The following is a 22,674-nucleotide window of genomic DNA, read 5'->3' on the forward strand; positions in this document are numbered from 1 at the left end:
TTGTGGCGGCCGTTTTCTGTTTGTCGGCGCCCCTCGAATCCTTGCGAGCGGTGGTTTTGGGCTGTTTTTTATTGGGAAGCCGTAATGATTGGCATAAAAAGCATTGCGAGCTACGTTCCTGTAGCCGGCGTGGACAATTACGCACAAGGTGCAAAATTCGAGAAGGATGAAGAGTTCATCCTGGGCAAGATTGGTTCGGCGTTCCTGCCGCGCAAAGACGCTGAGCAGGAAACTTCTGACCTGTGCGTGGAAGCGGCCAATGCGCTGTTTGCCAGCAATCCTGAACTGAAGCGTGAATCGATCGACGCGTTGATTGTCGTCACCCAGAACGGTGATGAAGAAGGCCTGCCGCACACAGCAGCAATCGTCCAGGACAAACTCGGCCTGCCGACCAATGTCGCAGCGTTCGATATCTCGTTGGGCTGCTCCGGTTATGTTTACGGCATCTACGCGATCAAGGGCTTCATGGAAGCCGCCGGCCTGAAGAATGGCCTGCTGATCACCGCTGACCCGTACTCGAAAATCGTTGACCCGGAAGACCGCAACACCACCATGTTGTTTGGCGATGCCGCCACCGCCACCTGGATGGGCGAAAACCCGACCTGGGCGCTGGGCAAGGCCAAGTTCGGCACCGACGGTTCCGGCGCACCGCATTTGAAAGTCAGCAACGGCGTGTTCTTCATGAATGGTCGTCAGGTCTTCAACTTCGCTCTGCTGAAAGTCCCGGCGCACTTGCACGAGTTGCTCGACGATTCCAATCTCAAGGCCGATGACATCGACGCATTCTGCATTCACCAGGGCAGCGCGGCGATTGTCGACGCCGTGGCGCGACGCTTCGAAGGCGAACCGGAGAAGTTCATCAAGGACATGGTCGAGACCGGCAACACCGTGTCGTCGAGCATTCCGCTGCTGCTGGAAAAACACGTCCTCGACTCTGACTGGCAGCGCGTTGCGCTGAGCGGTTTTGGTGTCGGTCTGTCGTGGGGCTCGGCGATCATCTATCGTCCGTAAGCCGCAGCAAAAACCTCTGATACAAAAATAGCGTTCAAGGTTAACCTTGAACGCTATTTTTTTGCCCGAGAAGGAGCGCGAGGCGCCATGAGCGAGTTTTTCCAAGCCAATGCCGAGGTGTTGCAACGGCGCTGGCCGGCGCTGTTCGAGCGATTGATGGCTGAAGACAGCGCGTCCGTGCAGGCCGAACTCGTGCAAGGACTGGGCTCGACGCTGAGCGTCGATGGCATTCAGCTCACCAGTCGCCATGATCGTCTGCATGAGGCGCAAATCCAGGCGGCGAGCCTGCCGGAAAAACCGCATGTTCACGTCTATGGCACTGGCCTCGGCGATTTGCCCGGTGTGCTGCTTGAGCGCGCAGGGCTGGAGCGTCTTTACGTGCACATTCTCAACGGCGCGCTGTTCGCGCTGGTACTGCAACTGCTCGATCAGCGCCAATGGCTGGAGGATCCTCGGGTCGAACTGTTTTACGCCGGTGATCACCCTGACTTCTTCACGCCATTCTTTGCCTTGCCGGCCGAGATGCTGCTGGCCGATGACTTCAATGCAAAGGTCCGCGACCGGCTGATCAATGAAGTACACCTGACATTCAACAATCGCGATTTCGATCCGCAGTCGCCAGAAATCCAGCAACGCTTGCAGGAATGTCTGCCGGTGCTGCTTGGCGATGACGATGTCGCGCAGTTATTCGGTAGCTGCGCCGGGCGCGAAGTCTACGTGATCGCCACCGGGCCGACACTGGAGCAGCATTTCGAACGTCTGGCGGCGATCCGTCAGCTTGCTGAGCGGCCGTTGTTCATCTGCGTTGATACGGCCTATCGGCCATTGCGTGAGCACGGCATCGAGCCTGATCTGGTGGTGAGCATCGATCAGCGCATCGGCTTTCGGCATCTGCCGTGCGAGGCGTCCGAGAACATTGCGCTGGTGTACTTGCCGATGAGCGATCCGCAGGTATTGAAGGCATGGAAGGGCAAGCGTTATGGCGGCTATTCGGCCAGCCCGATCTACAGCGACCTGCGAGAACAGTATCCACGTGGTGAGCTGCACGTCGGCGGTAGCGTGATCCATCCGGCGGTGGATCTCGCGGTAAAAATGGGCGCGAGCCGAATCACTCTGTTTGGCGCTGACTTCGCTTTCCCGATGAACAAGACCCACGCCGGTTGGGACGACGGCGATTTAGGCCCGCCGCTGGCCCAGGCGCGGCACTGGGTGCGCGATGGTCATGGTCAGCGCGTCAGCACTCAGCTGAATTTTCGCGGCTATCTATGTGTGCTTGAGCGTTATATCGCCGCGCATCCGCAGGTCGAGTTTCTCAACAGCAGCCGCGCCGGTGCATCGATTGCCGGGACCGCTTTCAATCCGGAGTTCGTGCAATGAGTGCGCTGAGTCAGTGTCAGGATCAGTGCCGCCAGTGTGCCGCTTTGTTTCGCCTTGGGCGCGATGTTGAAGCGGCGCTGACGATGGTCGATGTGTTCGAACAGGCCCAGCAATCTCTGTCGTCTGCCTCAGTGGATATCCAGCAAGCGTGGGCACAGGTGCTCACGCAAATGCTCGACTGTCAGGAGCGCCAGGACTGGTTGGGCCTGGCTGACTATATGGAATACGAACTGGTCGAATTGCTGGAAAGTGCCAGGCGCTGAACCGCTGCGCAGCGCTGGCCCGCGGCTTTGCGTTACAGGCGGTTTTATGACGTCATTTTTTCGCGCTGGATGTGCTGCTAAGTCTTTGTTTTCTCGGGGGTGGCGTGGTGATGGCAAAATTTTTTCAAAAAGCCCTCAAGCAACCTGCAAACCCGACGATAACTATTACGAAGGTTCTCTAGGCCATACCCGGCGGTTGCCAGGGCCGGAAGCCGCAGTACCCAACCAACGAGGAATTCGTCATGGCTTTAACAGTAAACACCAACACCACATCGTTGAACGTTCAGAAAAACCTGAACCGCGCTTCCGACGCTCTGTCCACCTCGATGCAGCGCCTGTCTTCCGGCCTGAAAATCAACAGCGCCAAAGACGACGCCGCTGGCCTGCAGATCTCCAACCGTATGTCCTCGCAGATCCGCGGTAACACCCAGGCCATCCAGAACGCCAACGACGGTATCTCCGTTGCCCAGACCGCTGAAGGCGCTCTGCAAGCTTCGACCGACATCCTGCAGCGTATGCGTGAACTGGCTGTTAAAGCTCGTAACGGTACCAACGGCACCGCTGACCAGACCGCTACCAACGCTGAATTCGCTCAGATGTCTGACGAAATCACCCGTATCTCGGCTGCTACCAACCTGAACGGCAAAAACCTGCTGGACGGTTCGGCTGGTACTGTGACCCTGCAAGTTGGCGCAAACACCGGTTCGGCTAACCACATCGACCTGGTACTGAGCTCCAAGTTCGACGCCGTCAGCCTGTCGGTAGGTAGCGGTACTGTAGTTCTGACCGGTACTTCGGGTACTGGTGCTGGTTCTGCTTCGCAGAACATCGACAACGCGATCACTGCAATCGACGCCGCTATCGCTGCAATCGGTGCAACCCGTGCCAGCCTGGGTGCTTCGCAAAACCGTCTGACCAGCACCATCTCCAACCTGCAGAACATCACTGAAAACACCACCGCTGCTCAGGGTCGTGTACAGGACACCGACTTCGCCGCAGAAACTGCTAACCTGACCAAGCAGCAGACTCTGCAGCAAGCTTCGACCTCCGTACTGGCTCAAGCCAACCAACTGCCTTCCGCTGTACTGAAGCTGCTTCAGTAATCCGGAACAAGTTTAGGCGGGGGAGTGCGCTTGTCGTGCTCTCTCGCTTTTTTACGTTAAGAGGTGATGGGCATGGACATGAGCGTAAAGCTTAACGTGTCTTATCCGGCTCCCAAGCCAGTGACACCGGTTGCTGACAAACCGTCAGAGCTGCCTAAAGTCCAAAAGACTGAAGCACCGGTCGCTGCCAAGGATCAGGATTCGGACGGCGCCAAGTTGAAGCTGGCGGTGCAAGAGATCGAAAAGTTCGTCCAGTCGATCAAGCGTAATCTGGAGTTCTCGATTGACGAGCATTCCGGCAAGGTCATCGTCAAGGTGATCGCGAGCGAGACGGGTGAAGTCGTTCGACAGATTCCTTCCGCCGAAGCCCTCAAACTGGCCGACAGCCTCGCCAATGCAAGTCATGTATTGTTCGACGCCAAGGTCTGATAAATGGCATGAATAGTGTTTGTTCGTTCTCAGGACGCGTGTAACGGTCAAAAGAATGGCAGCAATCTGAAGGGAGATGCACATGGCAAGTCCAATTTTACCGGGTTCCGGACTGGGTTCCGGCCTGGACATCGGCGCGATCGTGACCGCGCTGGTCAACGCCGACAAGTCTGCCAAGCAGACGCAGATCGATACCGCGACCAAAAGCAACAGCCTGAAGATTTCCGGCGTTGGTTCGCTGAAAAGTGCACTGGCGGCCTATCAGAAAGCGATGGGTGATCTGAACAAGGCAACAAGCCCGGCGTTTGCCGGTTTTACTGCAACCTCGGATACGCCAACTGTCGTCGGTGCCACTTCGGATAAAACCGCCGTGCCGGGTACTTACAGCGTAGTCGTGAAAAACCTGGCCACCGGCTCCAAAGTTGCCAGTGCCGCCTTTGCCGGCGGGGCCGCCAGTGCCATTCCGAGTGGTACTCTGAAAATCAGTCAGAATGGCATTGATTACAATGTCGCGATTCCGGCCAATGCCACCTTGCAGTCCACGCGCGATGCGATCAACACCGCGCAGTCCAGCAATGGCATTTCCGCGAACATCGTGACTGACAGTACCGGCGCCTCGCGTCTGGTACTGAGCTCCAACAAGACGGGCGCCGGCATGGACCTGCAGGTCAGCGGTATCGCCGGTCTCGAGATCGATGGCACCCAGAAGATGGGTGACAGTCCTGCGGCAGGGGCATCCGGTGCGGTCGGTGATGTGGCCAAGGACGCGAGCCTGACCATCGACGGACTGGCCGTTACCAGCAAGACCAACACCGTCACCGGTGCGATCAGCGGCATGACGCTGAATCTGGTCACTGCGAGTCCCGTCGTGGGCGGCGTGCCAACGCCGGCTACTGTATCGGTTGCGACCAATACCGCCGGCATCCAGACATCGCTGCAATCGTTCATCGATTCCTATAACACCCTGAAGAAAACCATCGACACCTTGTCCAAGGCAACGCCGGATGCCGATGGCAATCTGACCGTTTCGGCGGCGTTCACTGGTGACGCTCTGCCGCGTTCGTTGATGGCGGACGTGCGCGCTCAGTTGACAGATCCAGGGGCGGGCGGAGCAGGCCAATTGTCCGTGCTTTCACAGATGGGTGTGTTGACTGACAGTAAAACCGGTTTGCTGACGCTCGATACTGCAGTGTTCAACAAGCGTATGGAAATCCCAGGCATGGCTGGCCAGGTTCAGCAGCTCTTCAGCGGCACCGACGCCAAGAATGGTCTGTTGGCGCGTATGACTGCGGCGGTTGATCCGTACGTCAAGACCGGTGGGCTGCTGGATCAGCGCAGCTCCAACTTGGCGAGTCTGACGAGCGGCTTGCAGAAGCAGCAGGCGGCGCTGGATCTGCGGGTTGCCAACCTGACGTCGACATTGACCGCCAAGTACAACGCCATGGACTTGCTGGTAGGGCAGATGAAGGCAACGGCGAGCAACATCACGTCGTTCTTCAGCTCGCTGAACGCTCAGCAGTCGGCGAAGTAACAGTCAGTAACGACAAAAACCCGGCTACGCTTTATCGGCGTGCGCCGGGTTTTTGTCTTTTGATCTAAAGTTTTCGGGCCGGTTGGCGATACACTGGTTATACGAGTCAACGTGGCAATGAGGTAGAACATGAACCCGATGTTAGCCCTTCGGCAGTACCAGAAAGTCGGCGCCCATGCGCAGACGTCCGAAGCGAGCCCGCACCGCCTGGTGCAAATGTTGATGGAAGGTGGCCTGGCCCGGATTGCGCAGGCCAAGGGCGCCATTGAGCGCAAGGATATTCCCGGCAAGTGCACGGCGATCAGCAAGGCCATCGGCATTGTCAGTGGCCTGCGTGAAGGTCTCGACCTTGAAAACAATGCAGAGGCACTGGCCGATCTGGATGGCCTGTACATCTACATGATGAAGCGCCTCGCCGAGGCGAACATCAGCAGCGATCCCCGTGTACTCGACGAAGTCGCCGGCCTGCTGACCACGGTCAAAGAAGGTTGGGACGCCATCGCGCCCGTGCCGGCTCCGCAGTTCTGAAGGAGATCACCATGAGTCTTGTATTGCAGCGAATTGCCGATACCCGTGAAGCGTTGGTCGGAGCATTGGCCGAACGAAACTGGGAAGCCATCGGCGAGCTGGATCTGGCTTGCCGTTCCTGCATGGAAGACGTCATGGCGGAAGCTTCGCTGGACGAAGTTGCGTTGCGCGATAACCTTGAAGAGCTGCTATTCGTCTACAAAGAGCTTCTCGAGGTGGCAATGGGCGAGCGGCAGGCGATAGCCAACGAGATGTCGCAGATCACCCAAGCGCAAAAGGCTGCAAAGGTTTACCATCTGTTTGGTTGATTAACCGTCAGTTGAACCAGAGATGTGCGCCATAAATTTGACTGTGCACGGTTTTTTGACTTAACTAGTGGCTATTATCAGATTTAGGGCGTCTACAGGCACAAGGTGTCCTGCAAGCGTCTCGCTTGCCCCATTTTTCGGGCATTGAGTTGACTAGGGAAGTTGCTATTGCATGTGGCGTGAAACCAAAATTCTGCTGATCGATGACGATAGCGTCCGCCGCCGCGACCTGGCGGTGATTCTAAATTTTCTTGGCGAAGAAAATTTACCCTGCGGCAGCCATGACTGGCAGCAGGCAGTCGGCTCTTTGTCGTCTAGTCGTGAAGTCATTTGCGTACTGATCGGGACCGTTAATGCTCCTGGCGCGCTTTTGGGCTTGCTAAAGACACTCGCAACCTGGGATGAGTTCCTTCCGGTTTTGTTAATGGGCGATAATTCTTCCGTTGACCTGCCTGAAGACCAGCGTCGTCGCGTGCTGTCAACCCTGGAAATGCCGCCCAGCTACAGCAAATTGCTCGATTCGCTGCATCGCGCCCAGGTCTATCGCGAAATGTACGACCAGGCCCGCGAGCGCGGCCGTCATCGCGAACCCAATCTTTTCCGCAGTCTTGTCGGCACCAGCCGTGCGATTCAGCACGTCCGGCAGATGATGCAGCAAGTGGCCGACACCGACGCCAGCGTGCTGATCCTCGGCGAGTCCGGCACCGGCAAGGAAGTGGTCGCGCGCAACCTGCACTATCACTCCAAACGCCGCGACGCGCCATTCGTGCCGGTCAACTGCGGGGCGATCCCGGCAGAGCTGCTGGAAAGCGAACTGTTCGGCCACGAGAAGGGCGCCTTCACGGGCGCGATCACCAGCCGTGCCGGGCGCTTTGAGCTGGCCAATGGCGGCACGCTGTTTCTCGACGAAATCGGCGACATGCCGCTGCCGATGCAGGTCAAGCTGCTGCGCGTATTGCAAGAGCGCACCTTCGAACGCGTGGGCAGCAACAAGACCCAGAGCGTCGACGTGCGCATCATTGCCGCAACGCACAAGAATCTCGAAAGCATGATCGAGATCGGCTCGTTCCGCGAAGACCTCTACTATCGCCTGAACGTGTTCCCGATCGAAATGGCGCCACTGCGTGAGCGCGTCGAAGACATCCCGCTGCTGATGAACGAACTGATCTCGCGCATGGAGCACGAGAAGCGCGGTTCGATCCGTTTCAACTCGGCGGCGATCATGTCGCTGTGCCGTCACGGCTGGCCGGGCAACGTCCGCGAACTCGCCAACCTGGTCGAGCGCATGGCGATCATGCACCCGTACGGGGTGATCGGCGTGGTCGAGTTGCCGAAGAAATTCCGCTACGTCGACGACGAAGACGAGCAGATGGTCGACAGCCTGCGCAGCGATCTGGAAGAACGCGTGGCCATCAACGGCCATACGCCGGACTTCAGCGCCAACGCGTTGCTGCCGCCGGAAGGTCTCGACCTCAAAGACTACCTCGGTGGCCTGGAGCAGGGCCTGATTCAGCAAGCGCTGGACGATGCCAATGGCATTGTCGCCCGTGCCGCTGAGCGTCTGCGCATCCGTCGCACAACCTTGGTCGAGAAGATGCGCAAGTACGGCATGAGCCGGGCCGGAGGAGACGAACAGGCGGATGATTGACGCCTGTTTTTCAAGCGCTTCATTTATAAGCGGTTTTTTTTAGGCACGGGTATTGCTACAGCCCTCGCAACGTTCCGTTTCACTGACGGTCAGCCAAGCGAGAGAGCCCAATGCCCCAAGCCGCCCAGATCTCTTCTGCCTCCAATATCGTGGGGCAACCCTCGTCCGTAGAGCAGGCAAGTCGTCAGGGACTTGAGCAGGCCTTCCAGCTGTTCAACCAGATGTCGAGCCAGCTGACCGACTCCTACAGCCTGCTCGAAGCGCGGGTCACCGAACTCAAGGGTGAGCTGGCCGTGGTCAGCGCCCAGCGCATGCAGGAACTGGCGGAAAAAGAACGCCTGGCCAATCGCCTGCAAAACCTCCTCGACCTGTTGCCCGGCGGCGTCATCGTCATCGACGGCCACGGTCTGGTGCGCGAAGCCAATCCGGCCGCGATCGATCTGCTCGGCTCGCCACTCGAGGGCGAACTCTGGCGCCATGTGATTGCACGCTGCTTCGCTCCCCGTGAAGACGACGGTCATGAAATCTCCTTGAAAAACGGTCGACGCCTGTCGATTTCCACCCGCTCGCTGGATGCCGAGCCGGGGCAGTTGGTGCTGCTCAACGACTTGACGGAAACACGTCATCTGCAAGACCAGTTGGCGCGCCACGAACGTTTGTCATCGCTGGGGCGCATGGTTGCCTCGCTGGCCCACCAGATTCGAACACCGCTGTCCGCCGCTTTGCTCTACGCCAGTCATTTGACTGAACAGCAACTGCCAGTGGAAACCCAGCAACGCTTTGCCGGCCGCTTGAAAGAGCGTCTGCACGAACTCGAACATCAAGTGCGCGACATGCTGGTGTTCGCTCGCGGTGAATTGCCGCTGACCGACCGCCTCACGCCCGGTGCCTTGATGCAGTCGCTGCAGGCTGCGGCGCTGACCCATGTGCAGGACCTGCCGATCCGCTGGCAGTGCGACAGCCATGCCGGTGAGCTGCTGTGCAACCGCGACACACTGGTCGGGGCATTACTGAATCTGATTGAAAACGCCATTCAGGCCAGCGCCGGCGAAGCGCGCCTGAAAGTGCATTGCTACACCAGAGGCAACACCCTGCGTCTGTGTGTCAGCGACAGCGGCAGCGGCATTGAGCCGACAGTTTTGGCGCGCCTCGGCGAGCCTTTTTTTACTACCAAAGTCACCGGCACCGGCCTCGGCCTGACCGTGGTCAAAGCGGTGGCCCGTGCGCATCAGGGAGAATTGACCCTGCGCTCGCGAGTCGGGCGCGGCACCTGCGCGCAGTTCAGCCTGCCACTGTTTTCCGCTGCACAGGGAGTTGAATAAACGTCATGGGCATCAAGGTGTTGCTGGTCGAGGATGACCGTTCGTTGCGCGAAGCGCTGGCCGATACGCTGCTCCTCGCCGGCCACGACTATCACGCCGTCGGCAGCGCCGAAGAAGCGCTGACGGCGGTCGCGCAGCAAGCTTTCAGCCTGGTGGTCAGCGACGTCAACATGCCGGGCATGGACGGTCATCAATTGCTTGCGTTGCTGCGCGCACGCCAGCCGCAATTGCCGGTACTGCTGATGACCGCCCATGGCGCGGTCGAGCGTGCGGTCGATGCGATGCGCCAAGGCGCGGCGGATTATCTGGTCAAGCCGTTTGAGCCCAAGGCATTGCTCGATCTGGTGGCGCGGCATGCGCTGGGCTGCATTGATGCAGGCGAAGCGGAAGGCCCCGTCGCCGTTGAACCGGCCAGTGCGCAGTTGCTTGAGTTGGCCGCACGGGTTGCGCGCAGTGATTCGACTGTCCTCATTTCCGGCGAGTCCGGCACCGGTAAAGAAGTGCTGGCGCGCTATATCCACCAGCAATCGCGACGGGCGAGCCAGCCGTTTATTGCGATCAACTGCGCGGCGATCCCCGACAACATGCTCGAAGCAACACTGTTCGGCCATGAGAAGGGCTCGTTCACCGGCGCCATCGCCTCGCAGGCCGGCAAGTTCGAGCAAGCGGACGGCGGCACCATTCTGCTCGATGAAATTTCCGAAATGCCCCTGGGTCTGCAAGCCAAGTTGCTGCGCGTCCTGCAAGAGCGGGAAGTGGAGCGAGTGGGCGCGCGCAAGCCGATCAGTCTGGATATTCGCGTGGTCGCCACGACCAATCGTGATCTGGCCGGCGAGGTGGCGGCGGGGCGTTTTCGCGAAGACCTGTTTTACCGCTTGTCGGTTTTCCCCTTGGCCTGGCGTCCACTTCGCGAGCGCACTGCCGATATCCTGCCGCTGGCGGAAAAATTGTTGGCCAAACACGTCAATAAAATGAAGCACGCAGCAGCGAAGCTGTCCCCCGAAGCTCAAGCTTGCCTGACCGCGTACCCGTGGCCGGGCAACGTGCGGGAGCTGGACAACGCCATTCAGCGCGCGTTGATTCTGCAGCAGGGCGGTTTGATTCAGCCGCAGGATTTCTGCCTGAGCGGTGCGGTGACATTTGCGCCGTTGCCGATCACGGCACCGGTGATCCGCGAGGTGGAAATCGAGGCGGATTCTTCCGGCGCGCTGGGCGATGACCTGCGCCGCCGGGAGTTTCAGATGATCATCGACACCCTGCGCGCCGAGCGTGGCCGCCGTAAGGAAGCTGCCGAAAAGCTCGGCATCAGCCCGCGCACCCTGCGCTACAAACTGGCGCAAATGCGCGATGCCGGGATGGATGTCGAAGGTTATCTGTTCGCCACCTGATCGATGCTGCAAAACATTCCAGATGCTTTTCTCAGGAGGGTGCCCACTAGCTGGCACCCTTGTTGCTAATACCTGTGTACCCGCCGAGTGAGTGTCAAAAAATTGCGGGCCGCCCAAGAGAGTAGACCATGAGCCAAGGTATTGAATTTAATCGGTTGATGATGGACATGCAGGCCATGAAAGTGGATGCCATGTCTGCGCGTAAATCGACTGCCGCTGTCCCTGAAATCGCGGGCAGCAGCTTTTCCGACATGCTCGGTCAGGCGATCAATAAAGTCAGCGATACCCAGCAGGCGTCGACTCAACTGGCCAACGCGTTCGAGATCGGCAAGAGCGGTGTCGACCTGACTGACGTCATGATTGCGTCGCAAAAAGCCAGCGTGTCGTTCCAGGCTCTGACCCAGGTGCGCAACAAGCTGGTCCAGGCTTACCAAGACATCATGCAGATGCCGGTTTAAGGGCGAAATAAGTCATGGCAGAAGCAGTCGCTGATAACGTTCCGGCCAAGGCCACCCCGATCGACGGCAAACCGCCGCTGTTCGGCCTGTCCTTTCTGGAAAACCTTTCCCAGATGACCGTGCTGCGTCAGGTCGGCCTGTTGGTCGGTCTGGCAGCGAGCGTGGCGATTGGCTTTGCCGTGGTGCTGTGGTCGCAGCAGCCGGATTACCGTCCACTGTACGGCAGCCTTGCCGGCATGGACGCCAAGCAGGTCATGGAAACCCTGGCCGCCGCTGACATCCCTTACAACGTAGAACCCAATTCCGGCGCCTTGCTGGTCAAGGCCGACGACCTGTCCCGTGCGCGGATGAAACTCGCTGCCGCTGGTGTCACTCCCAGCGACGGCAACATCGGTTTCGAAATCCTCGACAAGGAACAGGGTCTGGGCACCAGCCAGTTCATGGAAGCGACCCGTTATCGTCGCGGCCTCGAAGGCGAACTGGCGCGGACCATCTCCAGCCTGAACAACGTCAAGGGTGCACGCGTGCACCTGGCGATTCCGAAGAGTTCGGTGTTCGTCCGTGACGAGCGCAAACCAAGCGCTTCGGTACTGGTCGAGCTGTACAGCGGGCGTTCGCTGGAGCCGGGTCAGGTGGTGGCGATCATCAACCTGGTGGCGACTTCCGTGCCCGAGTTGAGCAAATCGCAGATCACCGTCGTCGATCAGAAGGGCAACCTGCTCTCCGATCAGGCGGAGAACTCGGAAATGACCATGGCCGGCAAGCAGTTCGATTACAGCCGCCGCATGGAAAGCATGCTCACCCAGCGCGTGCACAACATTCTGCAACCGGTACTGGGCAACGATCGCTACAAGGCTGAAGTCTCCGCCGACGTCGATTTCAGTGCCGTCGAATCGACCGCCGAGCAGTTCAACCCGGACCAACCGGCGTTGCGCAGCGAGCAGTCGGTCAACGAACAACGCACCGCCAGCAATGGCCCGCAAGGTGTGCCGGGTGCCCTGAGCAACCAGCCGCCGGCGCCTGCCTCGGCGCCGCAGACCACCGGTGGCACCGCCGCACCGGCCGGGATGATCCAGCCGGGTCAGCCACTGGTTGACGCCAACGGTCAGCAGATCATGGACCCGGCCACCGGCCAGCCGATGCTCGCGCCGTACCCGGCGGACAAGCGTCAACAATCGACCAAGAACTTCGAACTCGACCGTTCGATCAGCCACACCAAGCAGCAGCAGGGCCGTCTCAATCGCCTGTCGGTGTCGGTGGTGGTCGACGATCAGGTCAAGATCAACCCGGCCAACGGCGAAACCAGCCGTGCGCCGTGGAGCGCCGACGAATTGGCGCGCTTCACCCGTCTGGTGCAGGACGCCGTCGGTTTCGACGCCAGCCGTGGCGACAGCGTCAGCGTGATCAACATGCCGTTCTCCGCCGAGCGCGGCGAAGTGATTGCCGATATTCCGTTCTACTCCCAGCCTTGGTTCTGGGACATCGTCAAACAAGTGCTGGGTGTGCTGTTCATCCTCGTACTGGTGTTTGGTGTGCTGCGTCCGGTGCTCAACAACATCACCGGCGGTGGCAAAGGCAAGGAGCTGGCCGGTCTGGGCAGCGACGTGGAACTCGGTGGCATGGGCGGCCTGGACGGCGAACTGGCCAACGACCGCGTGAGCCTCGGTGGTCCGCAGAGCATTCTGTTGCCGAGCCCGAGCGAGGGTTATGACGCGCAGCTGAATGCAATCAAGAGTCTGGTAGCTGAAGACCCGGGTCGCGTGGCTCAGGTCGTGAAAGAGTGGATTAACGCAGATGAGTGATAACAGAGCCGCCACCGTCAAACTGACCAAGGTCGACAAAGCCGCGATTCTGCTGCTGTCCCTGGGTTCGACCGATGCTGCGCAAGTGCTGCGCCACATGGGACCCAAAGAGGTTCAGCGCGTCGGCGTGGCCATGGCGCAGATGGGCAACGTCCATCGCGAACAGGTCGAGCAGGTGATGAGCGAGTTCGTCGACATCGTCGGCGATCAGACCAGCCTCGGCGTCGGATCCGACGACTACGTACGCAAGATGCTCACCCAGGCCCTGGGCGAAGACAAGGCCAACGGCCTGATCGACCGCATCCTGCTCGGTGGCAACACCAGCGGCCTCGACAGCCTGAAATGGATGGAGCCGCGCGCAGTCGCTGACGTCATCCGTTACGAACACCCGCAGATCCAGGCAATCGTGGTCGCGTACCTCGACCCGGATCAGGCCGGTGAAGTGCTCGGCAACTTCGACCATAAAGTGCGTCTGGACATCATCCTGCGCGTCTCGTCGTTGAACACCGTGCAACCGGCCGCCTTGAAAGAACTCAACCAGATTCTCGAGAAACAGTTCTCCGGCAACTCGAACGCCTCGCGCACCACCCTGGGTGGCATCAAGCGTGCGGCCGACATCATGAACTTCCTCGACAGCTCGATCGAAGGCCAGCTCATGGACTCGATCCGCGAAGTCGACGAAGACCTGTCCGGTCAGATCGAAGACCTCATGTTCGTGTTCAACAACCTTGCCGACGTCGACGACCGTGGCATTCAGGCGCTGTTGCGCGAAGTCTCTTCCGATGTGCTGGTGCTGGCCCTCAAGGGCTCGGACGAGGGCGTCAAGGAAAAGATCTTCAAGAACATGTCCAAGCGTGCCGCCGAACTGTTGCGCGACGACCTCGAGGCGAAAGGCCCGGTGCGCGTCAGCGATGTCGAAACCGCGCAGAAGGAAATTCTCACCATTGCCCGTCGCATGGCCGAAGCCGGCGAGATCGTGCTCGGTGGCAAGGGCGGCGAGGAAATGATCTAAGCCCATGGATAAGCCTGACGAGTCTGTGACGGATCTGATCCGCGCCCGCGATGTTCGTGGTTTCGAATCCTGGGCGCTGCCCAGCTTCGACCCGCCGAAACCGGAACCCGAGCCGGAGCCGGAACCCGAACCGCCGGAAATGGAAGAAGTGCCGCTGGAAGAAGTCCAGCCACTGACCCTGGAAGAACTCGAAAGCATCCGTCAGGAGGCTTACAACGAGGGCTTCGCCATTGGTGAAAAGGAAGGTTTTCACAGCACCACGCTGAAGGTGCGTCAGGAGGCTGAAACAGCGCTGGCGGCGAAAATCGCCAGCCTTGAGCTGCTGATGGCCAACCTGTTCGAACCGATCGCCGAGCAAGACACCCAGATTGAAAAGTCGCTGGTCGACCTCGTGCAGCACATCACCAAACAAGTGATCAAGCGCGAACTGGCCATCGACTCGACACAGATCGAACACGTCATGCGCGATGCCCTCAAGCTGTTGCCGCTGGGCGTGGAAAACGTGCGCCTGTACGTTAATCCGCAGGATTTCGCCCAGGTCAAAGCCCTGCGCGAACGCCACGAAGAAAGCTGGCGCATCGTCGAGGACGAGTCGCTGTTGCCGGGCGGTTGCCGGGTTGAAACCGAGCACAGCCGAATCGACGCCAGCGTCGAGTCACGGGTGACCCAGGTCATGGCCAAGCTGTTCGACCAATTGCATGAGCAGGCTCTGCATCCGGCAGCGCCTGACTTGAGTCTGGACATTCCTGAAGACACCCCAGCGGCTGTCGACTCTGACGAGCCGCGCGCGGACGCCAGCGATGCGCCTTGAACGCACCAGCTTCGCCAAGCGCCTGAGCACCTACGCCGAGGCCACCGAGATTGCCGGCGCGCCGATCCTTGAAGGTCGGCTGCTGCGCATGGTTGGCCTGACCCTCGAAGCCGAAGGCCTGCGCGCCGCCATGGGCACCCGCTGCATGGTGATCAATGACGACAGCTACCATCCGTCTCAGGTGGAAGCGGAAGTCATGGGTTTTTCCGGCAGCAAAGTCTTTCTGATGCCGGTCGGCAGCGTCGCCGGCATTGCCCCGGGCGCTCGTGTGGTGCCGCTGGCCGACACCGGTCGTTTGCCGATGGGCATGAGCATGCTCGGCCGTGTTCTTGACGGTGCCGGCCGCGCGCTGGACGGCAAGGGTGGCATGAAGGCCGAAGACTGGGTGCCGATGGACGGCCCGACCATCAACCCGCTCAACCGTGATCCGATCAGCGTACCGCTGGATGTCGGCATCCGTTGCATCAACGGTTTGCTGACGGTCGGCCGTGGCCAGCGTCTGGGTCTGTTCGCCGGTACCGGTGTCGGTAAATCGGTGCTGTTGGGCATGATGACCCGCTTCACCGAAGCCGACATCATCGTCGTCGGCCTGATCGGTGAGCGTGGCCGCGAAGTTAAGGAATTCATCGAGCACATCCTCGGTGAAGAGGGCCTCAAACGCTCGGTAGTGGTTGCCTCGCCAGCAGACGATGCACCGCTGATGCGTATGCGCGCGGCGATGTATTGCACGCGCATCGCCGAGTATTTCCGCGACAAGGGCAAGAACGTGCTGCTGCTGATGGACTCGCTGACCCGTTTCGCCCAGGCCCAGCGCGAAATCGCGCTGGCCATCGGCGAACCGCCAGCAACCAAGGGCTATCCGCCCTCGGTGTTCGCCAAGCTGCCGAAACTGGTGGAGCGCGCCGGTAACGCGGAGAAGGGCGGTGGCTCGATCACGGCGTTCTACACCGTACTGTCCGAAGGCGACGACCAGCAGGACCCGATTGCCGACTCGGCGCGTGGCGTGCTCGACGGCCACATCGTCCTGTCGCGGCGCCTGGCCGAGGAAGGCCACTATCCGGCGATCGACATCGAAGCGTCGATCAGCCGGGTGATGCCGGCGGTGGTTTCGCCGGATCACATGCAGCGCGCGCAGTATTTCAAGCAGCTTTGGTCGCGCTATCAGCAGAGCCGTGATTTGATCAGCGTCGGTGCCTATGTGGCCGGTGGTGATCGCGAGACCGATCTGGCGATTTCCCTGCAGCCGCAATTGGTCAGGTATCAGCGCCAGGGCCTCAACGACAAAATCAATCTGGGTGAAAGCCAGGCCTATCTGGAAACCCTGTTCGCCCCTGCGGCGGGCGGGTAACCGGCCATGGCCGTCAGCCGCGCTGCGCGCCTGGCACCGGTGGTGGACATGGCCGAGAAGGCCGAGAAAGCCGCCGTGCAGCGCCTCGCCTACTTTCAGGGCCAGGTCAAAGTTGCCGAAAGCAAACTGGCCGACCTCAATGCCTTTCGTCTGGATTACTCGCAGCAGTGGATCGTGCGCGGCAGCACCGGCGTGACCGGGCAATGGCTGCTGGGTTTTCAGGGCTTTCTGGCGCAACTCGACACCGCCGTCGACCAGCAACGGCAGAGCCTGGTCTGGCACCAGAACAAGCTCGACAAGGCGCGTGAAGAGTGGCAACAGGCATTCGCCCGCGTCGAGGGCTTGCGCAAACTGGTGCAGCGCTATCGTGATGAAGCGCAACGCCTGGAAGACAAGCGGGAGCAGAAGCTGCTCGATGAACTGTCGCAGCGGTTGCCAAGGCGTGATGCCTTCTAAACCTCACCGCCAAACCCTGTGGGAGCGAGCCTGCTCGCGAAAGCGCCGTGTCAGTCAATCCTGTAGTCAACTGACAGAATGCCTTCGCGAGCAGGCTCGCTCCCACACTTGTTCCACTGTTGCGCCTTGCCCCAACCCTATCCAGGTGCTAAACCTTGTACAGGTTCGTCAATGACAAGGAAGCCAGTCAATGTCAGTCGTTACAGAAGTCTCTCCAGACCAGAAAAAGCTCACGATCGCCGTCAAAGGCCGGTTCGATTTCGGTCGCCATCAGGAATTTCGCGAGTCGTATGAACGGCTCCCACACAAACCCGAATCCATCGTGGTCGATCTCAAAGAGGCCACTTACCTCGACAGCTCCGCGCTGGGCATGTTGCTTCTGCTGCGTGATCACGCCGGTGGCGACAATTCGGATATCCGCGTCGTCAACAGCAGCTCCGATGTGAAGAAAATCCTCGCGATTTCCAACTTCGACAAACTCTTCGACATCAGTTGACGCCCATGCAGGCGCAAGAGCCGCTGACTATTCTTATCGCCGAAGACAGTGCCGCCGACCGGCTGCTGCTGTCCACCATTGTCCGCCGTCAAGGTCATCAAGTGCTGACGGCGGCCAATGGTGCGGAGGCGGTCGAATGCTTCCAGCAGCAAGAACCCGATCTGGTGTTGATGGACGCGCTGATGCCGGTAATGGACGGCTTCGAAGCGGCGCGGCAGATCAAGGCGCTGGCGGGTGAAGCGTTGGTGCCGATCATCTTCCTCACCTCGCTGACCGAGAGTGAAGCGCTGGCCAGTTGTCTAGAGGCTGGCGGTGACGATTTTCTGGCGAAGCCGTACAACCAGGTGATCCTTGCCGCCAAAATCAAGGCGATGGATCGCTTGCGGCGCCTTCAGGCAACGGTCCTGCAGCAGCGTGATCTGATCGCAAAACATCATGACTATCTACTGAACGAACAACGCGTGGCCAAAGCGGTGTTCGACAAGGTCGCACATTCCGGTTGCCTGAGTGCGCCGAACATCCGTTACCTGCAATCGCCATATGCGCTGTTCAACGGTGACTTGTTGCTGGCGGCGTACACGCCTGCCGGTGACATGCACGTCATGCTCGGCGATTTCACCGGGCATGGCTTGCCGGCAGCGGTGGGGGCGATGCCGCTGGCCGAAGTGTTTTATGGGATGACCGCCAAGGGCTATGGCCTGGCCGAAACCCTGCGCGAGATGAACGCCAAGCTCAAGCGCATCCTGCCGGTGGACATGTTCTGCTGTGCCACCTTGCTCAGTCTGAGTTTCCAGAGCCGTTCGGTGGAGGTGTGGAACGGCGGCATGCCCGACGGTTACTTGCACCGCATGGCCAGCGGCGAGCGTGTGCCCTTGCCGGCGCGGCATTTGCCCCTTGGGATTCTCAGCGCGCAAGCCTTCGATGACCGTACGGATGTGTATCCGATGGCCGTCGATGATCGAGTGTTTCTGTTATCGGACGGCGTGATCGATACCTGCGATGCCAATGACCAGTTGTTCGGCGTCGAACGCTTGCAGCAGGTGTTTGCGGCGAACCGTGAGCCGGATCGGTTATTCGAGGATATCGAACAGGCGTTGCGCGATTTTCGCGGACAGGCCCGTGATGACGTAAGCATGGTCGAAGTCAGTCTGCTTGAGTCGGCGCAGGCCCACGGCGCAGCGCCGGTGTATTCCGACAGTGGCCAGTCGTGCCCGCTGGACTGGTCGGCCAGTTTCGAGTTTCGCGGCGCCACGCTCAGGCGCTTCAATCCATTGCCGTTCCTCTTGCAGTTGCTGCTTGAGGTGCATGGCCTGCGCGCGCAAAGCGGGGCGCTGTACAGCGTGCTCGCCGAGTTGTATTCCAATGGCCTGGAGCATGGCGTGCTCGGGCTGGACTCGAGCCTCAAACGCGATGCGGCAGGTTTCGCCCGCTACTATGAAATGCGCGCGGCGCGGATGGAGGCGCTGCAAGACGGTTTCGTGCGCGTGCATCTGCAGGTGCAACCGCAAGGCGAGGGTGGGCGGCTGGTCATTCGTGTCGATGACAGTGGCAAGGGGTTTGATGTGGCGCGGGTCATGGAAAGGCCCGTGGATAACGTCCGCTTGTCGGGACGCGGCATCGGTCTGGTCCGGCAACTGGGGCGCAACGCCAGTTGGTCGGACCAAGGTCGTAGTGCCAGCGTGGAGTTTTTCTGGGAGATTGAGGCATAATCCGCCCATTCTTGATCAAGGAGTGAGCAAGTGACAGACCCACATGTAAATCGCGAAGTCCTCGATACTTTGCGCGAGGTGATGGAGGACGGCTATACGGAATTGCTGGAGACTTTTCTGGCAGATTCGCAAAGCCGCCTGCACGAGTTGCAGGACAGCACCAGCGCCAAAGCGCTTTCCGATGTAGCGCATAGCTTCAAGGGCAGCGCCAGCAACATGGGCGCGGTTCGACTGGCCGAGTTGTGCCAGGACCTGGAGTCGAATGCGAAGGACAAAAGCCCGGAAGCGCTCGCTCAGCTAGTCGCCGATATCCATTCTGAATTCGCCGAAGTACGTCCGGTGTACGAAAGCGAAAAGCACCACGCCCACATCCACTAAAGCTGCCGTCCGGCGCTTTTCGCAAGTGTCTGGCCAAACTGGCCCGGCACTTGCAGTCAACTTGCTCAACTGTACCTACGATCCCAGTGCAGCGGAGACCGTGTCATGCCTGCGACCCCCAACATTCTTCTTCATACCGCCGCTCAGGCCAAGGCGCAAGCCGCCTCTGCCAAATCGTCGGCAATGGCCGCAGACGCCGGGGACAAGGCCTCCAGCTTCGCCAAAGTGTTTGCCGATCAGGCGCCGGCCAAGCCCGCCGTGAGCGCTGACAATTCAGTCAGGCCGGCACGCGATAAGGTCGCGGACAGCAGCGGCAAAAAGGATATCGGCAAAGATCAATCTGCCGCGCCCCAGCCAGCAGTTGCCGATAGCGGCAAAGCGTTGCCTGCCGACAAAGCGGCGGCGAGCGACGACGCGACTGCCACTGCCGATGACACCGCTGAAACCATACAACCCCCTGTGGCCGATGCCGCGCCTGTAGACCCGGCCCTTGATCCGGCCTTGGCGCAAGTCGTTCAGCCGTTGGTGGCAGCGCCTGTGGTGCAAACGCCAACAGTCGCCACGCCAGCCCAGCCGGAAACCGAAACGCCTGCACTGGCGGTCGTGTCGGGCATGGTCAAAGATCCGGCGGCAACCGACAGCGATTTCGATCCATCGGCCGACCCGCTCGACTCGATGCCGGCCGTGCGCATGGCGATGGAGCAGGGCGGGCATATTTCCGCCGCCAGTCAGGCGCAACCGAAAGCCACGCCTGCTCAAGCTCAGGCTGACGGTGAATTGACCGCCGCGCAGAACTTTGCCGCCGGCATGGCCAGCATGCTCGACGTGCAGGCCGACAAGGACAGCACCAGTCAGGGCGGCGAACAAGCTTTCAGCGGGCTGATCGACGATGGTCTGAAGGATCTGAAATCGGCTACCAGCGACACTCGCGTCGATGACTTCGCCAACCGTCTGGCGGCACTGACCCAGGCCGCTACGCCGAAAACCGCTAATGCGCTGCCGGTGAATCAGCCGATCGCCATGCACCAGAGCGGCTGGACCGAAGAAGTGGTCAACCGCGTCATGTACCTGTCCAGCGTCAACCTGAAGGCCGCCGACATTCAGTTGCAGCCGGCGGAGCTTGGGCGTCTGGATATCCGCGTGAACATGGTTCCCGATCAGCAGACCCAGGTCACCTTCATGAGCGCACACCCAAGCGTGCGTGAAGCGCTCGACAGCCAGATGCACCGCCTGCGCGACATGTTCAACCAGCAGGGCATGGGCCAGGTGGATGTCAATGTCGCCGACCAGAACCGTGGCTGGCAGGGGCAGCAAGGTCAGGAACAGGCGCAGCAGGGGCAGAGTGGCCGGACCAGCGCTGCGGGTGGCCGCTTGGATTCGGCGGATGAGGAATTGGCACCGGCTACTGTCGCTGAAGTGGCGGCGCAGACTACCAGCGTAATTGGCAGCAGCGCGGTCGACTATTACGCCTGAGCAAATCAAGAGCCCCCTCACCCTAGCCCTCTCCCAGAGGGAGAGGGGACCGATTGGGGAATCTTGAAGAACTACGCCGACCTGAACGAGCATCGCTGAATCCGTTCGACATTCGGCGACCTGTTGATTCCCGCCCTGAACTTGCAATCACCTCGGTTGTGCAGGTCGATGTCCAGCCCCATTACATCTCGGTCGGCCCCCTCTCCCTCAGGGAGAGGGCTGGGGTGAGGGTGCTTTTGACTTTAGCGTCGTTCTCGACCTCCGACACTTCTGGCATAACACTTGCTCTTGCCTTGCCGTACGACTGTGAAACCCCCGATTAGTGACGGATTATTGGCATGGCGAAGAGCGAAGCTGCAGCAGTAAAAGACCCCGCAACCAAAGGCAAACTCAAGCTGATCATCGTGATCGTGCTGGCGTTGCTGGTGGCCATTGGTGCATCCGTCGGGGCGACCTGGTTCTTCATGCACGGCGCGCAAAGCAAGCCTGCCGAGGCCGCTGAAGCAGCGCCGGTCGGCAAGCAGGCGGCGATTTTCGAGCCGATGGCGCCGGCCTTCGTGGCCAACTACAACCAGAACGGCCGTCAGCGCTACATGCAGGTGAGCATCACCATGCTGGCGCGGAATCAGGCCGATCTGGACGCGCTCAAAGTGCACATGCCGGTTATCCGCAACAACCTGGTAATGCTCTTCTCCGGTCAGGATTTCGCCACACTGGCGACCCCGGTCGGCCAGGAGATGTTGCGCCAGAAGGCCACCGCCAGCGTCCAGGAAGTGGCGCAGAAAGAACTGGGCAAAGTGGTCATCGAACAGTTGCTTTTCACTAATTTCGTACTGCAGTAGGAACACGACATGGCCGTGCAGGATCTGCTGTCCCAGGATGAAATCGATGCGCTGCTGCATGGCGTCGATGATGGTCTGGTACAGACCGATAATGCTGCCGAACCCGGCAGTGTCAAAAGCTACGACCTGACCAGCCAGGATCGCATCGTCCGTGGACGCATGCCGACGCTGGAAATGATCAACGAGCGCTTTGCCCGCTACACCCGCATCAGCATGTTCAACATGCTGCGCCGCTCGGCGGACGTGGCTGTCGGTGGCGTGCAGGTGATGAAGTTCGGCGAATACGTGCACTCGCTGTACGTGCCGACCAGCCTCAACCTGGTCAAGATCAAACCGCTGCGCGGCACCGCGCTGTTCATCCTCGACGCCAAACTGGTGTTCAAGCTGGTGGACAACTTCTTCGGTGGTGACGGCCGTCACGCCAAGATCGAAGGGCGTGAGTTCACCCCGACCGAGTTGCGCGTAGTGCGCATGGTGCTCGAGCAGGCTTTCGTCGATCTGAAAGAAGCCTGGCAGGCGATCATGGAAGTCAATTTCGAGTACATCAACTCGGAAGTGAACCCGGCCATGGCCAACATCGTCGGCCCGAGCGAAGCAATTGTGGTCTCCACCTTCCACATCGAACTCGATGGCGGTGGCGGCGATCTGCACGTGACCATGCCGTACTCGATGATCGAGCCAGTGCGCGAGATGCTCGACGCCGGTTTCCAGTCCGACCTCGACGATCAGGACGAGCGCTGGGTCAACGCCCTGCGCCAGGACGTGCTCGATGTCGACGTGCCGATCGGCGCCACCGTGGCCCGCCGCCAGTTGAAGCTGCGCGACATCCTGCACATGCAACCGGGGGATGTGATCCCGGTCGAGATGCCGGAAGACATGATCATGCGCGCCAACGGCGTGCCGGCCTTCAAGGTCAAGATGGGCTCGCACAAAGGCAACCTCGCGTTGCAGGTGATCGAGCCGATCGAGCGTCGCTGAGGC

General features: G+C 60.1%; 23 protein-coding genes. All 23 read left to right on the forward strand.

The features are described from left to right. Positions 1 to 84: 84 nt before the first annotated feature. The 23 genes from AB9L16_RS06915 to fliM all read left to right on the forward strand — a co-directional run bounded on the left by AB9L16_RS06915 (position 85) and on the right by fliM (position 22,671). Entirely contained in the window at positions 85 to 1,011 is a 927-nt protein-coding gene (locus tag AB9L16_RS06915; protein ID WP_016771093.1) for a ketoacyl-ACP synthase III, read from the forward strand. 87 nt (positions 1,012 to 1,098) lie between these two features. Then, positions 1,099 to 2,388: a motility associated factor glycosyltransferase family protein gene (locus AB9L16_RS06920; RefSeq protein ID WP_375123281.1), complete on the forward strand. Its 1,290-nt coding sequence runs from the start codon at positions 1,099 to 1,101 to the stop codon at positions 2,386 to 2,388. Further along, positions 2,385 to 2,651, forward strand: a complete 267-nt coding sequence (locus tag AB9L16_RS06925) for a hypothetical protein (protein ID WP_375123282.1) — start codon at positions 2,385 to 2,387, stop codon at positions 2,649 to 2,651. The genes AB9L16_RS06920 and AB9L16_RS06925 overlap by 4 nt, the downstream gene beginning before the upstream one ends. A gap of 242 nt (positions 2,652 to 2,893) precedes the next feature. Continuing rightward, a complete protein-coding gene (locus AB9L16_RS06930; protein ID WP_016771090.1) occupies positions 2,894 to 3,754 on the forward strand; it encodes a flagellin domain-containing protein in 861 nt (286 codons plus the stop codon). A 72-nt stretch (positions 3,755 to 3,826) separates the two neighbouring features. Then, complete coding sequence (locus AB9L16_RS06935; RefSeq protein ID WP_041479011.1) at positions 3,827 to 4,183, forward strand: flagellar protein FlaG; 357 nt, start codon at positions 3,827 to 3,829, stop codon at positions 4,181 to 4,183. Positions 4,184 to 4,265: 82 nt separating this feature from the next. Beyond that, positions 4,266 to 5,714 (forward strand): flagellar filament capping protein FliD, encoded by a 1,449-nt coding sequence (gene fliD / locus AB9L16_RS06940; RefSeq protein ID WP_095180716.1) that lies wholly within the window; start codon positions 4,266 to 4,268, stop codon positions 5,712 to 5,714. Positions 5,715 to 5,843: 129 nt separating this feature from the next. After that, positions 5,844 to 6,242: a flagellar export chaperone FliS gene (gene fliS, locus AB9L16_RS06945; RefSeq protein ID WP_041479013.1), complete on the forward strand. Its 399-nt coding sequence runs from the start codon at positions 5,844 to 5,846 to the stop codon at positions 6,240 to 6,242. 11 nt (positions 6,243 to 6,253) lie between these two features. Continuing rightward, on the forward strand, positions 6,254 to 6,550 hold the full coding sequence (locus AB9L16_RS06950) for a hypothetical protein (RefSeq protein ID WP_016771085.1): 297 nt from the start codon (positions 6,254 to 6,256) through the stop codon (positions 6,548 to 6,550). A 172-nt stretch (positions 6,551 to 6,722) separates the two neighbouring features. Further along, positions 6,723 to 8,198, forward strand: coding sequence for a sigma-54 dependent transcriptional regulator (locus tag AB9L16_RS06955; RefSeq protein WP_041479014.1), 1,476 nt, complete (start codon positions 6,723 to 6,725; stop codon positions 8,196 to 8,198). 110 nt (positions 8,199 to 8,308) lie between these two features. Further along, positions 8,309 to 9,520, forward strand: a complete 1,212-nt coding sequence (locus AB9L16_RS06960; protein WP_375123283.1) for a PAS domain-containing sensor histidine kinase — start codon at positions 8,309 to 8,311, stop codon at positions 9,518 to 9,520. Between the two features lie 5 nt (positions 9,521 to 9,525). After that, the gene (locus AB9L16_RS06965) at positions 9,526 to 10,908 is read left to right on the forward strand and encodes a sigma-54 dependent transcriptional regulator (RefSeq protein ID WP_252869006.1); all 1,383 of its coding nucleotides are present in this window, start codon (positions 9,526 to 9,528) and stop codon (positions 10,906 to 10,908) included. A gap of 128 nt (positions 10,909 to 11,036) precedes the next feature. Beyond that, on the forward strand, positions 11,037 to 11,366 hold the full coding sequence (fliE, locus tag AB9L16_RS06970) for a flagellar hook-basal body complex protein FliE (RefSeq protein WP_016771081.1): 330 nt from the start codon (positions 11,037 to 11,039) through the stop codon (positions 11,364 to 11,366). A 14-nt stretch (positions 11,367 to 11,380) separates the two neighbouring features. Then, positions 11,381 to 13,168, forward strand: coding sequence for a flagellar basal-body MS-ring/collar protein FliF (fliF, locus tag AB9L16_RS06975; RefSeq protein ID WP_071171439.1), 1,788 nt, complete (start codon positions 11,381 to 11,383; stop codon positions 13,166 to 13,168). Further along, positions 13,161 to 14,180, forward strand: a complete 1,020-nt coding sequence (gene fliG, locus AB9L16_RS06980) for a flagellar motor switch protein FliG (RefSeq protein ID WP_016771079.1) — start codon at positions 13,161 to 13,163, stop codon at positions 14,178 to 14,180. The genes fliF and fliG overlap by 8 nt, the downstream gene beginning before the upstream one ends. A 4-nt stretch (positions 14,181 to 14,184) precedes the next feature. Further along, entirely contained in the window at positions 14,185 to 14,991 is an 807-nt protein-coding gene (gene fliH / locus AB9L16_RS06985) for a flagellar assembly protein FliH (RefSeq protein WP_280035920.1), read from the forward strand. After that, the gene (gene fliI, locus AB9L16_RS06990) at positions 14,981 to 16,339 is read left to right on the forward strand and encodes a flagellar protein export ATPase FliI (protein ID WP_016771077.1); all 1,359 of its coding nucleotides are present in this window, start codon (positions 14,981 to 14,983) and stop codon (positions 16,337 to 16,339) included. Before fliH ends, fliI begins: the two co-directional genes overlap by 11 nt. A 6-nt stretch (positions 16,340 to 16,345) precedes the next feature. Beyond that, complete coding sequence (gene fliJ / locus AB9L16_RS06995; RefSeq protein WP_016771076.1) at positions 16,346 to 16,795, forward strand: flagellar export protein FliJ; 450 nt, start codon at positions 16,346 to 16,348, stop codon at positions 16,793 to 16,795. 190 nt (positions 16,796 to 16,985) lie between these two features. After that, positions 16,986 to 17,291, forward strand: coding sequence for an STAS domain-containing protein (locus AB9L16_RS07000; protein ID WP_056783805.1), 306 nt, complete (start codon positions 16,986 to 16,988; stop codon positions 17,289 to 17,291). Positions 17,292 to 17,296: 5 nt separating this feature from the next. After that, a complete protein-coding gene (locus AB9L16_RS07005) occupies positions 17,297 to 19,000 on the forward strand; it encodes a SpoIIE family protein phosphatase (protein ID WP_375123284.1) in 1,704 nt (567 codons plus the stop codon). A 30-nt stretch (positions 19,001 to 19,030) separates the two neighbouring features. Then, entirely contained in the window at positions 19,031 to 19,378 is a 348-nt protein-coding gene (locus AB9L16_RS07010) for an Hpt domain-containing protein (RefSeq protein ID WP_041479021.1), read from the forward strand. 105 nt (positions 19,379 to 19,483) lie between these two features. Next, positions 19,484 to 20,851, forward strand: coding sequence for a flagellar hook-length control protein FliK (locus AB9L16_RS07015; protein ID WP_375123285.1), 1,368 nt, complete (start codon positions 19,484 to 19,486; stop codon positions 20,849 to 20,851). Positions 20,852 to 21,189: 338 nt separating this feature from the next. Beyond that, positions 21,190 to 21,693 carry a flagellar basal body-associated protein FliL gene (gene fliL, locus AB9L16_RS07020; RefSeq protein WP_016771071.1) on the forward strand — a complete coding sequence of 168 codons (504 nt, stop codon included), beginning with the start codon at positions 21,190 to 21,192 and terminating at the stop codon, positions 21,691 to 21,693. 9 nt (positions 21,694 to 21,702) lie between these two features. Next, positions 21,703 to 22,671: a flagellar motor switch protein FliM gene (gene fliM, locus AB9L16_RS07025; protein WP_003222890.1), complete on the forward strand. Its 969-nt coding sequence runs from the start codon at positions 21,703 to 21,705 to the stop codon at positions 22,669 to 22,671. Positions 22,672 to 22,674 lie beyond the last annotated feature (3 nt).

It is taken from the genome of Pseudomonas sp. LW8, assembly GCF_041956865.1.
GTDB lineage: Bacteria > Pseudomonadota > Gammaproteobacteria > Pseudomonadales > Pseudomonadaceae > Aquipseudomonas > Aquipseudomonas siliginis.